Raw genomic sequence first — 13,977 nt, 5'->3', positions numbered from 1 at the left:
CCATGTCTGAGCGCAAGCCCCTGCGAGTAGCCATGATCGGAACCGCCTTTATGGGGAGGGCACACTCGCAGGCATGGCACACGGCGCCGCGCTTTTTTGACCTCGCGTTGGAGCCAGTTCCGGCGGTCATAGTTGGCACCTCGGCGAAGCGGACCGAGGAGCAGGCGAGGATGCTCGGCTGGGCCGAAGCTTCAACGGACTGGCGAGCCGTGGTCGAGCGCGACGATATCGACCTCGTCGATATCTGCTCGCCCGGGGACACTCATGCGGAGATCGCGATCGCCGCACTCGAATCTGGGAAGCACGTGCTTTGCGAAAAGCCATTGGCTAACTCGGTAGAAGAAGCCGAACGTATGGTGGGCGCCGCCGAACGGGCGTTTGCGATGTCCGCGTCGATTGCAATGTGCGGGTTCAGCTATCGTCAAACCCCTGCTCTCAGTTTGGCACGCCAGTTCATTGCCGAAGGTCGACTCGGAGCGATACGCCACGTTCGCGCAAGCTATCTACAGGACTGGCTGAGCGATGCGGACGCTCCCTTGAGTTGGCGACTCGATAGATCCAAGGCCGGCTCTGGCTCGCTCGGGGATATCGGTGCCCACAGCATCGACATCGCGCAGTGGCTCACCGGGCAGGCGATCGTCGAGGTGTCGGCGACGATGCGGACCTTTGTGGCCGATCGTCCCATGGGCGTTGCGGCAGCTGGACTTGGTGGCGTCGCAATCGGGGGTGCGCCGAGGGGCCCTGTCACTGTTGACGATGCGGTCGCGTTCACAGCGACACTCTCCGGAGGGGCGCTCGGCGTGTTCGAAGCCACCCGGATGGCGACGGGACGAAGAAATGCGAATCGCGTCGAGGTCAATGGAGATCGCGGTTCCGTTGCATTCGACTTCGAGCGCATGAATGAGCTTGAGTACTTCGATGGTCGCAGCGTCGACAAGCGTGCAGAAGGATTCAGACGCATTCTCGTCACCGACCCCACACACCCATACGCGTCGAATTGGTGGCCAACGGGGCATGGGCTGGGCTACGAACACCTTTTCACCCATCAGGTAGTTGACGTAGTCAGAGCGGTTGCCGATCGTGCTGTCCCATCACCATCTTTCGCAGAAGCGCTCGATGTTCAGAGAGTCCTCGCCGCAGTCCAGGCGAGTTCCGCCGCGCGGTCAATGGCGACAACAGTGAAAAGGACCCCAGAATGATAAGACCCCAAGCTCTCATCGTGCGCGGAGGATGGGACGGACACGACCCCGTCACCGCCACCGAAAGGTTTATCCCCTTTCTTGCAGCAAATGGTTACGAGATCCGTGTGGAAGAGTCGACTGCTGTCTACGCTGACCCCGCGACAATGGCAGCTACCGACCTGGTCATTCAATGCGTAACGATGTCCGAGATCACCTACGACGAGGTCATGGGTCTTCGCGCTGCTGTCCAAGCAGGCACCGGGCTGACCGGCTGGCACGGTGGTATCGCGGATTCGTTTCGGGCATCGTCGGACTACCTGCAGCTCATCGGAGCTCAGTTTGCAACCCACCCAGCTCGGCAGCCGGTAGCAATGTCGCACGACGTGGCCGACATCAACTTCCGCACGTACACGATCGATTTCACGCCGCTGGGGCGGAGTCATTGGATCACGGAGGGGCTCGAGGACTTCGAGCTCACAACCGAACAGTACTGGGTGCTGCATGACGACCTCAACGACGTGTTGGCAACGACAACTCACCCGGCGCCGGAATGGCAACCATGGCATCGACCGATCGTGTCGCCGGCCATTTGGACGCGCTCGTGGGGAAAAGGCCGCGTCGTTGTGACGACTCCTGGACACAGCGTGGAGATCCTTGACGACAAGAACATCACTACCGTGATCGAAAGAGGGATCCTGTGGGCAACTCGCACCGCGTAGGAATCGTCGGGCTTGGAAACATCTCTGCCGTTTACCTTGAGACGCTCTCACAGAGCCGGACAGTGTCGATCACTGCAGTTGCAGACCTCGATGAAGCGCGCGCGAAGGCCGTCGCCGAACAGATCCCCGGTGCGCGTGCACTCACTGTTGAAGACCTCGTCACCAGTAGCGAGGTGGACACAGTTCTGAATTTGACGATTCCATCGGCTCACGCCCAGATCGCACTCGCCGCGATTCGAGCGGGGAAGCACACATACGGTGAAAAACCACTGGCCGCATCGATGAGCGATGCCCGCGCCATCGTCGAAGCGGGAATCGCCGCCGGCGTCCGTGTCGGCTGTGCGCCAGATACGGTACTTGGCACCGGCGTCCAGACCGCCCGAGCATTCGTAGATAGTGGGGGCATCGGGCGGCCGCTAGCCGCTTCGGCGACCATGGTTGCCCCCGGTCACGAGCGGTGGCATCCGAATCCCGACTTCTTCTATCTTCCTGGTGGGGGTCCGCTTCTGGATATGGGTCCCTACTACGTATCGGCGCTCGTGCAGTTGCTTGGCCCGGTTCGTTCAGTTGTCGGTGCTTCTAGCCGGCTACGTGCTGAGCGCGTGATCAACAATGGAGGACGCGCGGGAGAAGCAATCCCAGTGAAAGTTCAGACACACATCTCAGGTGTGCTCGAGCACGAGAACGGAGCCTTGTCGACGCTGACAACCAGCTTCGACGGGGCGGCGACAAACGCCGCGAACATAGAGGTCCACGGTGAGCTCGGCACTCTCGCACTGCCGGATCCCAACTGGTTTGACGGCGAAGTCAGGTTCATTGAAACCGGTGGGACCGAGTGGCGTGCTCTCGATGTCGCCGCCGGCTACCAAGAGGGTGCTCGCGGTGCCGGCCTGCTGGACTTCATTGAGGCGACCCCGGAACGCCCAGCTCGAGCGAGCGGCACGTTGGCTCTGCACGTGCTGGAAATCATGACAGCCTTGCTGCAGTCAGCCGAGCAAGGTCAGCGAATCGCCCTCGCCACGACCGCGGAACGCGGCCCAGCCGTTCCACTCACCGCGCGGTCTGAGTGGCTCAAATAGTCGGGTCGTGTCTCGACGGCCTCTTCGATCACTCGACGTAAAGGCATCGGTGCGGATGGCGTGTGCTCGATATCAACGTCCGTCGCTGGGGAGCGCAGCGACCGACAAGGTGGATTCGCGGACCACGAGCTTTGAGGGGAGCTCGACCCGCTCATGGCGCTTCCCGTCCGTATCTCTCAGTTCGCGCAGTAGCTCCACAGCTCGGTGCGCCATTGCCCTAAGTGGTTGACGAACCGAGGTGAGGGGCGGTTCTGCGGCGGCGGCACGCGGCTCATCGTTGAAGCCGACCACACGGATGTCGGATGGGATGGCACGTCCGATAATGGCCGCTGCTGCATACACGGCCAAGGCCATCTCGTCGTTGGTGGCGAACACCCCTAGTGGGACGGGCGCATCCTTGAGCACTCGGATCAGCTCGGCGGTCGGCCGTGCGTGAGTCCATTCGCTGGCCAGTCGATGGGTAGTGGCTTCCGGCGCGAGCTCTGTGATGGCTGCTCGAAAGCCCTCCTCGCGAGCGCGCCCGAACCTGAACGCCGGAACGCCGGTGACCACCGCGAATGAGGACGCTCCCGATTCAACGAGGTGTGCGCCCGCGTCGTAGCCGCCTTGCCAGTCAGTGGTCCCAACGCTCGCGAGCTCCCCGTCAGGGTCGGACCGTGGATCGAGTAGGACGATTGGGATTCGTAGGCCACGCAGTTCGTCAAGTTGGCGGTGTGTGGGACGAATGATGCCGAGGATCACTCCTGACGGTTTCCGCCTTGCGACCCGCGCTGGCCAGTCGTCGGCCGGGTCATCCCGCTCGAGCGTCAGTACGAGATCAAAGCCAAGCCGGAAGGCAGCTTCTCGGGCGCCGCGGGCAATTTCCTCAGTCCATGCGTCGTCGAAGCTTCCGAGCACGAGTTCTATGAGTCGTTGATCAAGAGCGGGCGGCCGACCCCGTTGCCCGGCCACGCGGTCATACCCCAGGGCGTGCGCCGTCTCTAGGACGAGCTCTCTCGTCTCCCGCTTCAGATCGCCGCGTCCCGCGAGCACTCGCGAGACAGAGGAGATCGAGACGCCAGATTGCTCGGCAATCATCTGAAGCGTGACGTGGACATGGCCTGCCATCAGAGTCCTCCTCGACTATTGCGCAATAAGCTCGACACTAGCGCTCGCAGTGTGCACTCGTAGCCTCGCGCATAGAAAGCTCCGCAAACGTCACGGTTTTTGCGCAACTACTACTTGCATCTTTGACCGAGTGATCTGGCCCGGCGTAGCGTTCCCGGTGGAGCTCGAAGAGTGCACTCAACCCTCTCCAGTTCCTCCCGCACCGATTCACAACAAAGGAGTTGACATGCGCATCACCCGACGCCGCGTTACCGCGGCCTTGGCCATTCCGGCGCTCGCCACAGTCGCCATGCTTTCCGGTTGCGCGCCGAGCAGCGGCGCTACTGACGGCGAGAAGGATACGCTCGCGCTCGGCATGACCGCCGATATTCCTGGCCTCAGCTTCACGATCCAGCCGTCGTACCAAGGATGGTTTGCCGATGCTGTCTGGGACACCCCGTTGAACTGCGATGAGTTCGGAAAGCCGTTGCCGCAGCTTGCCGAAGAATGGGAATACAACGAAGACAAGAGCGCCGTGACTTTGAAGCTCCGCGAGGGCGTGAAGTTCAGCGACGGATCAGAACTCGACGCGGCCGATATCGAGGCGTCCTTCAACGCAATCGGTGAATCAAACGCGCGGTTCGCCGACCTGACCTTTGATTCCCCGGATCCCCGTACGATCACGGTTACTTGGCCCGCGCCGATTCCCACCATCGACCTGGTGCTGTGCGAGCCGCAGATCTCATCCTCCGAGGCCATCGCAGCAGGCAAGGACGACACGACTGTGGTCGGTTCTGGGCCGTACCTTTACGACGCGGCTGCTAGCACCCAGGGCTCGAGCTACACACTGACGAAGAACCCCGACTACTGGGACTCCGAGACCTACCCGTACGACAAGCTTGTGCTGAAGGTGTTGGCTGACTCGACTGCTGGTGTGAACGCCCTCAAGACTGGCCAGATCGATGGCATCCTTGCCGATGCCTCGACCGTCGACGAGGCGAAGAGTTCTGGGCAAGAGATCGTCACGCTCCGCGGTGTCACCACGCGCTTGCTCATCACGGACCACAACGGCGAGAAGATCCCCGCGCTGGGCGACGTCCGTGTGCGCCAGGCCATGAACATGGTCTTCGACCGCGATGCCATTGCGGAACAGCTTTACCGCGGCTACGCCGACCCGGCATCACAGATCTTCCGCGTCGGCAGCGACGCGTACATCGAGGATCTGGTCGACCCATACCCGTTCGACGTGGAGAAGGCGAAATCTCTCATGACCGAAGCCGGCTACGCAGACGGATTCACGCTTCAGATCCCGTTCTTTGAGGGTCAGAACCACGATCTGCTCTTCCCGTACGTGACGGAGCAGCTCGCCCTGCTGAACATCACAGTCGAACAGGTCAACCTGACCGGCCCCGACGCCATCAACAACCTCCTGAGCGGCGAATTTCCCGTACCGCTGTGGCAGCTGGGTAACTACGGTGAATCGCTTCGGGACATTAAGGACTACATCCTGACCGACGGCATTTGGAATGTCTCCCACCAGCCTGATGCCACGGTAGATGCCCTCTGGCAGACGATCCTCACTGCCGACGACGAAGAAAGAGTCGCCGCCCAGCAGGAGATCAACCAGTACGTTGTTGACCAGGCGTGGTTCGTTCCGATGGCCTACCCGGACGGGTTCTACGCCCACAATCCTGCGGTCAAAATCCCAACCATGTCCGACTTCTCGGCGCTGCACCCGCTGTTGCGCGACTTCCAGAAGTAACCCGTCGACGGGCCCCGGCAATGCTGCGCATTCTTCCCATTCATCTCGTCCGAGCAGTTGGCGTCCTCCTGATCGTGAGTCTCCTCACCTTCTGCATGATGTACACCGACGGCATCGGGATCGCTCGAGCTGTCCTCGGTGTCACGGCATCCGACGAGCAAGTGGCGGCGAAAGCGGCAGAGCTGGGGCTCGATCGTCCCCTCATCGTCCAGTACCTCGATTGGCTTTGGGGGGCGGTGCAGGGTGACTTGGGCTCGTCTTTCCTGACTGGCCAACCGGTCACTGACGCCATGTCATCGCGTGTGCCCGTGACACTCTCCCTCATCATTGGAACGATTGTCCTCACGGCGATCATCAGTGTCGTGCTAGGCGTTACTGCCGCGCTCTACGGAGGCTGGGTTGACCGGCTGGTGCAATTCATCTCCGTGCTCGGCGCGGCAGTCCCTGGCTTCATTGTGGCGATCGGCCTGATCTTTGCGTTTGCGATCGCGATCCCGCTCTATCCAGCGACCGGGTACATTCGCGCGACGGACAGTGTTCAGGGGTGGATCTGGTCATTGACACTTCCGATAACGGCGCTGCTGATCGGCACAATCGCGAATGCGGCCTCCCAGTTCCGCGGTTCGGTTCTGGACACACTGTCCCAGGACTATGTCAGGACGTTGCGCTCACGCGGCATTTCGGAACGTGCGCTGCTCTTCCGCCACGTGCTGCGGAACGCAGCGGGACCCGGTCTCATCGTGCTCAGCCTGACAACGTTGGGCCTGCTCGGTGGTGCCCTCTTCATCGAAGCCGTCTTCGCCCTTCCTGGTGTCGGCCAGCTCGCGAACCTCTCGGCGCAGGCCGGCGATGTCCCGATGGTGATGGGTACCGTCATCTTCGCGATGATCCTCATCCTCGTCGTCAATTTCCTTGCGGATCTATTCGTTGGTCTGCTCAATCCGAAGTCGAGGATCCGATGACTATCGACCAGCACGAACTCGACCCGGTTGTCGATGGCACCGCAGATCTCACCACAATCAGAACTCGCCGTTCCACGTTCGGCGCACTGCTGAGAAACCCGTTCGCGATCTTTAGCTTCCTTTTCCTCCTCGCCATCGTGGTCACCGCGATTACCACCCCCTGGCTTGCGCCGTACGCCCCCAACGCCACTGACCTCGGCGCGACGAATGCTCCGCCGTTCAGCGACGGGCACTTGCTGGGCGCCGACGCCTCCGGGCGCGACATCCTCTCTCGACTGATGTGGGGTTCGCAGCAGACGATCATCGCGTGCGTGCTCGTACTCGGCGTCTCGCTCATTCTCGGCCTGACGTTCGGTCTCCTCGCTGGCTACTACCGCGGCAAGCTAGAGACGGTCGCAAACTTCATTTCCGACGTCATCATGTCGCTGCCCGGCATCGTGATGCTTATCGCGTTGTACGCTCTCACCGGCCCGAATATCCCGGCAGCCATGGCTGTGTTCGGCGTCATCGTGGCTCCCTCCTTCTATCGTCTTGTACGTGCGGTCGTCATTTCGGTGCGATCTGAGTTGTACATCGATGCCGCAAAGGTCGTCGGGCTTTCCGACGCAAGGATCGTCGGGAGACACGTTCTTTCCGCCGTCCGCGCACCGGTCATCGTGCAGAGTTCGTTCGTTCTCGCCACTGCGGTCGGAATCCTCGCCGGCGTCGACTTCCTCGGGCTGGGCGACCCGTCGCAGCCGTCGTGGGGTCGCGTGCTCCAAGAGGCGTTCAATAACCTCTACACAAACCCCGCGAACGTCGTGTGGCCGTCTCTGTTGATCAGTCTGACGATCCTTTCCTTCGTGCTGCTCGGCAATGCATTGCGTGACACACTTCAAGCATCAAGCCGCAGCGCAGCGCTGAAGCCCGCCCGGCGACGATCACTCGCGCGCGCGGCGCAGGATGAGCGGGTCGCTGGTGTGAACGATCTGACTCCGGCCCAAGACGTTCTCCTTTCCATCCGAAACCTTCGGATCGGGTATCCGACCTCGGCCGACACAGTGCGCGAGGTCGTGCATGGTGTCGATCTCGAAGTCAGGAAGGGCGAGATCCACGGGCTCGTAGGTGAATCCGGTTCGGGCAAGTCGCAACTCGCCTTCTCCACGCTCGGTATCTTGCCTCGCGAAGCGGTGGTGCTCGGCGGCAGCGTGTTCTTCCAGGGCAAGGATCTGTTGGCGGACTCCGCACGGATGCGCTCCGCTCGGGGCCGTCGCATCGCCTATGTGCCGCAAGAGCCGATGTCGAATCTCGACCCCTCGTTCACCATTGGTGCGCAACTCACGTACGGCCTGCGAGCGGCAACCGGGGTGTCAAAACAGACAGCGCGCAAGCAATTGCTCGATCTGCTCACACGGGTCGGCATCGACGACCCGCAGCGGGTGATGGCGCTCTACCCGCACGAGATCTCGGGTGGGATGGCGCAGCGTGTGCTCATCTGCGGTGCCGTTGCGTCGGCGCCTGAGCTCATCGTCGCCGACGAGCCCACGACCGCGCTCGACGTTACGGTCCAGGCTGAAGTCCTCGAGCTTCTCCGCGAACTCAGTAAAGAACGAGGACTTGCGATGATCATCGTGACTCATAACCTCGGGGTCGTCGCCGACATCTGCGACACAGTGAGCGTGATGAAGGACGGGCGTCTCGTGGAGAGCAACGATGTGGACTCGCTCTTCGCATCGCCGCAGCACGAGTACACCCGGGACCTGCTCGAATCATCGCGGTCGGTCGAACTGCTGGAGGTTGGCAATGAGTGAGAACCTGTTGGAAATCCGTGACCTCGTGGTTCGGTACGGCGGGAAGCGAGGAGGTAAGACCGTCATCGAGGATGTGTCGCTCGACCTCCGAGCAGGGGAGACGGTGAGCCTCGTCGGCGAATCGGGGTCGGGAAAGACGACGATTGGCCGCGCCATTCTTGGCCTCGCTCCCGTCACCGGCGGAACGATTTCCTTCCGTGGACAGACGATCAGCAACATCCCTCGGAACCGGCGGCGCCAGGTCGCGCGCGACATCCAAGTCATCTTCCAGGACCCGTACTCCTCATTGAATCCGTCGATGACGATCGAGAACATCCTTGTGGAACCGCTTCGAGCCGCGGGCATGACCGAGGGACGTGCCCGCGTCCGTGAACTCCTCGACGCGGTCGGCATGCCAGCGGATTCGGGGACCCGGTACCCGCGGGAATTCTCTGGCGGCCAGCGGCAACGAATTGCGATCGCACGCGCTCTCGCGATGGAGCCCTCTGTCATCGTGTGCGACGAGCCTACGAGTGCCCTCGACGTGACGACGCAGTCGCGGGTCTTGTCGCTGCTCGCCGAGCTGCAGAAGGAGACTGGTGTCGCGTATCTCTTCATCAGTCATGACCTCGGCGTGGTTCAAGCGATCAGCGACCGTATTGCGGTGCTGCGCGGCGGCCGCATCGTCGAGCTCGGCGAGGCGCGGCAAGTGGCGACAAACCCGCAACATCCGTACACGAGACGACTGCAGATGTCTGCACCGGTCGCGGATCCCCCTAGGCAGCGGGCCCGACGAGCTGAACGCGCGCGCGTTCTGGCCGGGGAGACCGCGGCGAAGGGTCCGGGGTTGACAGTCAGCTGACGGAACATTTCCGCCGCTTGCACACCCTACGACCGCTCGTCCCACCCAGCCTCAGAGAGACCAATGACAGTCATTTCCGCCCCGACCACGCCGCGATTCGAGCATCGAACCGGAGACGCGCTCGGAATCGCCGTGCCTACTCCGCGATTGTCCTGGACGATTGAATCGGCTCCGGCAGGTTACGTGCAGGCAGCCTACGAAGTGGAGATTCGGCGCAACGACGCGACAGAGACGCTGGTCGTCGAGTCTGATGAGCAGGTACTCGTCGATTGGCCGGGCGCGCCGCTACGGTCACGAGAACGAGTGACCGTCCGCGTCCGTGTCCGCTCTGCTCAGGTCGATGCTGTGTGGAGTGGGTGGAGCCCTGGCGGCACCGTCGAAGCCGGCCTTTTGGAATCGGACGATTGGGCGGCTCGCTTCATCAGCCCCGTGGGCATTGGCGGCATCCGCCAAGCTGCGCCGGAGCTCCGCGGCATGATTCAGGTGCCCGGCCCCGTGGCCAGTGCTCGCCTCTACGCGACCGCGCACGGGATCTACACGGCTCGCCTCAATGGAGCTCCGATCGACGACACCGTCCTTGCGCCGGGCTGGACAGCGTACGAGCACCGGCTTCGCATCCGGGCGTACGACGTGACCTCGCTCGTCGCAACAGGGGACAACCACCTCGACTTTGTCCTCGGAAACGGGTGGTGGCGCGGGCGATTCGGGTTCCTTGGCGAGCGGGCTATCTATGGAGACCGGCTCGCGCTCCTCGCGCAGCTCGAGGTCACCCTGGTCGACGGCTCCGTTCAGATCCTGGCGACCGACGGATCGTGGGTGGCGCGTCCAACAGGAATCCTGTCCGATGACATCTATGACGGCCAGACCACCGATCTGCGCAATGATCCGGACGCCCCGTTCACCGCTACCGTCGAGGAGGTCGACGCCGACCTCTCCCGTCTTGTCGGTGAAGACGGTCCGCCGATGCGAGTAACCGCGACTATCCCGGCCGCCAAGATTTGGACCTCTTCCAGCGGAAAGACGCTCGTCGATTTCGGCCAGAACCTCGTCGGCTGGGTCCGCCTGCGCATACGCGGTGCCGCCGCCGGAAGCGAGATCATCTTGCGTCACGCAGAGGTCCTTGAGGACGGCGAACTCGGCGTCGGACCGCTCCGCACCGCGCGCGCCACTGACACCTTTCTGCTCAGCGGGGCAGCCGAGGAGTTCCTCGAACCGTCGCTCACCTTCCACGGCTTCCGATACGCGGAGATCTCGGGAGCAGGAGAGATCCCCGCTGCCGACATCGAAGCCGCTGTCATCGGCAGCGACCTCGAGCGCACCGGATGGTTCTCCTCCTCGCACGAGCTGCTCGACCGATTCCACGAGAACGTCGTGTGGGGGATGCGCGGAAACTTCCTCGACGTGCCCACCGACTGCCCGCAGCGGGATGAACGCCTCGGCTGGACGGGCGACATCCAAGTCTTCGCTCCGACCGCCACTTACCTCTTCGACTCCGCCGGATTCCTCAGCTCCTGGCTCGCCGACCTCGCCGTCGAGCAGCACCCGGACGGCAGCGTGCCACACGTGGTCCCCGACATCCTCCGCACACAGCTGACGTCCGCGCCGGCCGCGGCATGGGGCGATGCCGCGACCGTCGTCCCATGGACGCTCTGGGAACGCACCGGTGACCGCGGCATCCTCCGGCGCCAATTCGACAGCATGCGAGCGTGGGTCGACTGCGTGCACAAGCTCGCCGGCGACGACCTCATCTGGCGAGGCGGATTCCAGTACGGCGACTGGCTCGACCCGACCGCCCCACACGATGACGCAGCTGCGGCTAAGGCCGATCCGGATGTCGTCGCGACCGCCCACTTCGCCCGCTCTGCAGAACTCGTCGCGCGTGCAGCAGCTGTCCTCGGAGAGGAGTCCGAAGCAGCGCGCTACGGTTCGCTCGCGAATAGCGTTCGTGTCGCATTCCGACACGCTTTCGTCACCGGAGACGGCCGTATTCTGTCCGATGCCCAGACGGTGTACGCCATCGCTCTTGAATGGGAGCTGCTCGAGGATCCCCGTCAGCGACAAGTCGCCGGGCAACGCCTCGCGGACCTCGTTCGCACGAGCGACTTCCGCATCGCAACGGGGTTCGTGGGGACCCCGGTCGTCGCCGATGCGTTGATGAACGCCGGTCATGCCGATGTCGCGTTCCGACTCCTCCTGCAGACTCACGCTCCCTCGTGGCTCTATCCCGTCACCATGGGAGCCACGACTGTCTGGGAGCGCTGGGACAGTCTCCTCCCAGACGGCTCGATCAACCCGAGCGGAATGACTTCGTTCAACCACTATGCGCTCGGGAGCATCGTCGACTGGGTGCACCGCCGTGTGGCGGGCTTGGCGCCAGCCGAACCTGGGTACCGTACGCTCGCGGTCCGGCCAATGCCGCCAGCGCAGCTCGAACACGCCAGCGCCCGACACACTACGCCCTACGGCGAAGCCGCGGTCTCCTGGAGAAAGACGGACGGGACACTCGTTCTCGACGTCCAGGTGCCGGTCGGAAGCACGGCCACGGTCGAGCTCCCTTGGGGAACGGGCACGGCGACGGTCGGCCACGGCGCCCACCAGTGGATCGTGGACCAGCCAGATAGGCCCCGCGCTGCCATCAACACTGTGCGCGAGCTCATCGATGACGAGCCGTTATGGCAGGACTTCACCCGCCTCGTCCTCGCGCACGGTGACATCCTCGATGAGGCCCGGATCGCACATTTGCTGGCCGGCATCCTCGATCAGTCCATTGAAGAACTGCCAGAGGGGGTCTGGACCAAGGCCTGGCCATCCGATTCCACGAAACGGGAGCTCGCCGCCTTCGTGCGGGCGCTCTCCGGCGAAACCGTAGCCGAAACCGAATCCCGCACACCAGTCGGGCACGAAGGAGCACCAGCATGACTTGCACCCATCTCGACGCGGACCTGCCCATAGATGAACGGGTGGAACCCATGCGCGCACAGATGGCGCTGCGGAGCTTCTTCTGGGGTGTGAGCGTCACCGATGCCTGAGCCTGTTGCCGCTTTGCTCGATGCAGAACTCGGTACCTCAAGTGCCGCGATCGAACCAATTCTGCCGGGCTTTCATCCTGATCCGACGGTTTGCCGAGTTGGCGACGACTACTACCTTGCGAACTCGAGTTTCGAGTACTTCCCCGGTGCGCCGATCTTCCATAGTCGTGACCTCGTGTCGTGGACGCAGATCGGTAACATCTTGACCACGCGTGAGCAGTTTCGAAGGACGATTACGGGGCCCTCAACGGGCATCTATGGCTCGACGCTTCGATTCCATGACGGCCGCTTCTGGTTCATCACGACGAATGTGAGTGACTTCAATTCGGGTCAGGTTCTTGTGCATGCTGTGGACCCGGCGGGGCCGTGGAGCGATCCAGTGTTCGTCCCCGGGGCCATCGGGATCGATCCTGATCTCGCGTGGGACGACGACGGTATCTGTTATCTCACCTGGCATGTCCTTGACTTCGTCGTGGGTGGCCAGGGGATCGCCCAAGCTCCGATCGACCTCGAGACGGGGACGCTGCTCGAAGAGCCGTACCCCGTATGGCAGGGCAGTGGCATGATGGCCGCCGAGGGGCCGCATCTCCATCGTGTTGGGGAGTACTGGTACCTCTTCCTTGCGGAGGGCGGCACGGAGCGGGGCCACTGCGTCACGGTCGCGCGGGCCTCGAGTCCCCGAGGGCCCTTCGAGCCCTGCCCGCAGAATCCGGTGTTCACGCACCGCAGCAGTGCCCACCCCGTGCAGAACGTCGGACACGCGGATCTTGTTGAGGCGCCAGACGGGCGCCACGCGGTCGTCTATCTCGGCGCGCGACCGAAGGGTTCGACGCCCGGGTTCCACGTGTTGGGGCGCGAGACCTACCTGGGGGGTATCGACTGGGTTGATGGCTGGCCCGTCTTCGACGAAGCGCGTTTCGATTTCACTCCCGGTGACACCACTTTTTCGGATGCGTTTGGTCCGGGGCCACTCGACGTGCGTTGGGTGGTCGCCGATGGTGAGGCGGAGGCGTTGATTGATCGCCATCCGAGCGGTGGGCTGAGCTTCTTCAGCTCAGGAACCGCAGCGGATCTGCTCTGCTTCCGCGTGCGCGATCTTGAATGGACGGCGGAGGCGGTTGTCGATCATGCTGGCGAACTTCGGCTCCGCCTCGACGACCGCCACTGGTGCTCGATTGAGCACAATCAGGGCGTCGTCCGGGCTACCGTCCGCATCGGGGACATAGAGCAGGAACTCGGCCAGTTCGAATCAGGTACTGATTTGGTCGTCCTGCGACTCCAGGCCGTTCCGCCGGCCTCCGCGCCAGCGCCGTTCGGCCACGGCGGACCCGATGACATTCTGCTCTCGGCAGATGCGGGCGATGGCTTCATCGAGCTGGCCCGCCTCGACGGCCGCTACTTCGCCACCGAGATCGCCGCAGGCTTTACCGGGCGAATGCTGGCGATCGGATCGCCCGACTCTGACGGACGGGTACTCTCGGTCAACTACCGCCCGGCGCGTCGGCGCTGACGTGCGCTCCTAAGAATT

Annotated in this window: 10 protein-coding genes; 9 read left to right on the top strand and 1 reads right to left on the bottom strand. The window is 63.0% G+C overall.

Annotated features, from left to right (window positions below):
• Window positions 1-2 precede the first annotated feature (2 nt).
• The 3 genes from ASC66_RS04385 to ASC66_RS04375 are packed head-to-tail and all read left to right on the top strand — an operon-like array spanning window position 3 to window position 2,979.
• Window positions 3-1,199 carry a Gfo/Idh/MocA family protein gene (locus ASC66_RS04385; RefSeq protein WP_055835118.1) on the top strand — a complete coding sequence of 399 codons (1,197 nt, stop codon included), beginning with the start codon at window positions 3-5 and terminating at the stop codon, window positions 1,197-1,199.
• The gene (locus ASC66_RS04380; RefSeq protein ID WP_055835114.1) at window positions 1,196-1,900 is read left to right on the top strand and encodes a ThuA domain-containing protein; all 705 of its coding nucleotides are present in this window, start codon (window positions 1,196-1,198) and stop codon (window positions 1,898-1,900) included. The genes ASC66_RS04385 and ASC66_RS04380 overlap by 4 nt, the downstream gene beginning before the upstream one ends.
• Window positions 1,879-2,979: a Gfo/Idh/MocA family protein gene (locus ASC66_RS04375; protein ID WP_055835111.1), complete on the top strand. Its 1,101-nt coding sequence runs from the start codon at window positions 1,879-1,881 to the stop codon at window positions 2,977-2,979. Before ASC66_RS04380 ends, ASC66_RS04375 begins: the two co-directional genes overlap by 22 nt.
• Before the next feature lie 72 nt (window positions 2,980-3,051).
• On the opposite strand, the gene ASC66_RS04370 is transcribed toward ASC66_RS04375, so the two are convergent.
• Complete coding sequence (locus ASC66_RS04370; RefSeq protein ID WP_055835108.1) at window positions 3,052-4,086, bottom strand: LacI family DNA-binding transcriptional regulator; 1,035 nt, start codon at window positions 4,084-4,086, stop codon at window positions 3,052-3,054.
• A gap of 226 nt (window positions 4,087-4,312) precedes the next feature.
• On the opposite strand from ASC66_RS04370, the gene ASC66_RS04365 reads away from it, so the two are divergent.
• The 6 genes from ASC66_RS04365 (at window position 4,313) to ASC66_RS04340 (ending at window position 13,959) form a co-directional block, all read left to right on the top strand.
• Window positions 4,313-5,827 (top strand): ABC transporter substrate-binding protein, encoded by a 1,515-nt coding sequence (locus ASC66_RS04365; protein ID WP_055835103.1) that lies wholly within the window; start codon window positions 4,313-4,315, stop codon window positions 5,825-5,827.
• A 20-nt stretch (window positions 5,828-5,847) separates the two neighbouring features.
• The gene (locus ASC66_RS04360; RefSeq protein ID WP_055835100.1) at window positions 5,848-6,789 is read left to right on the top strand and encodes an ABC transporter permease; all 942 of its coding nucleotides are present in this window, start codon (window positions 5,848-5,850) and stop codon (window positions 6,787-6,789) included.
• Window positions 6,786-8,579, top strand: coding sequence for a dipeptide/oligopeptide/nickel ABC transporter permease/ATP-binding protein (locus ASC66_RS04355; RefSeq protein WP_082492001.1), 1,794 nt, complete (start codon window positions 6,786-6,788; stop codon window positions 8,577-8,579). The genes ASC66_RS04360 and ASC66_RS04355 overlap by 4 nt, the downstream gene beginning before the upstream one ends.
• Window positions 8,572-9,420, top strand: a complete 849-nt coding sequence (locus tag ASC66_RS04350) for an ABC transporter ATP-binding protein (RefSeq protein ID WP_055835098.1) — start codon at window positions 8,572-8,574, stop codon at window positions 9,418-9,420. The genes ASC66_RS04355 and ASC66_RS04350 overlap by 8 nt, the downstream gene beginning before the upstream one ends.
• A 63-nt stretch (window positions 9,421-9,483) precedes the next feature.
• The gene (locus ASC66_RS04345; protein ID WP_082492000.1) at window positions 9,484-12,339 is read left to right on the top strand and encodes an alpha-L-rhamnosidase; all 2,856 of its coding nucleotides are present in this window, start codon (window positions 9,484-9,486) and stop codon (window positions 12,337-12,339) included.
• 102 nt (window positions 12,340-12,441) lie between these two features.
• Window positions 12,442-13,959 (top strand): glycoside hydrolase family 43 protein, encoded by a 1,518-nt coding sequence (locus tag ASC66_RS04340; RefSeq protein ID WP_055835095.1) that lies wholly within the window; start codon window positions 12,442-12,444, stop codon window positions 13,957-13,959.
• Window positions 13,960-13,977: the final 18 nt, after the last annotated feature.

It is taken from the genome of Leifsonia sp. Root4 (genome assembly GCF_001425085.1).
Classification (GTDB): domain Bacteria; phylum Actinomycetota; class Actinomycetes; order Actinomycetales; family Microbacteriaceae; genus Microterricola.
Note: the sequence above shows the minus strand (reverse complement) of the source record. Positions and strands in the feature narration are given on the sequence as shown.

Coding starts and splice junctions, on each gene's coding strand:
- ASC66_RS04355 (WP_082492001.1), top strand. CDS start 6,786: ATGACTATCGACCAGCACGAACTCGACCCGGTTGTCGATGGCACCGCA.
- ASC66_RS04380 (WP_055835114.1), top strand. CDS start 1,196: ATGATAAGACCCCAAGCTCTCATCGTGCGCGGAGGATGGGACGGACAC.
- ASC66_RS04345 (WP_082492000.1), top strand. CDS start 9,484: ATGACAGTCATTTCCGCCCCGACCACGCCGCGATTCGAGCATCGAACC.
- ASC66_RS04385 (WP_055835118.1), top strand. CDS start 3: ATGTCTGAGCGCAAGCCCCTGCGAGTAGCCATGATCGGAACCGCCTTT.
- ASC66_RS04340 (WP_055835095.1), top strand. CDS start 12,442: ATGCCTGAGCCTGTTGCCGCTTTGCTCGATGCAGAACTCGGTACCTCA.
- ASC66_RS04365 (WP_055835103.1), top strand. CDS start 4,313: ATGCGCATCACCCGACGCCGCGTTACCGCGGCCTTGGCCATTCCGGCG.
- ASC66_RS04370 (WP_055835108.1), bottom strand. CDS start 4,086: ATGGCAGGCCATGTCCACGTCACGCTTCAGATGATTGCCGAGCAATCT.
- ASC66_RS04360 (WP_055835100.1), top strand. CDS start 5,848: ATGCTGCGCATTCTTCCCATTCATCTCGTCCGAGCAGTTGGCGTCCTC.
- ASC66_RS04350 (WP_055835098.1), top strand. CDS start 8,572: ATGAGTGAGAACCTGTTGGAAATCCGTGACCTCGTGGTTCGGTACGGC.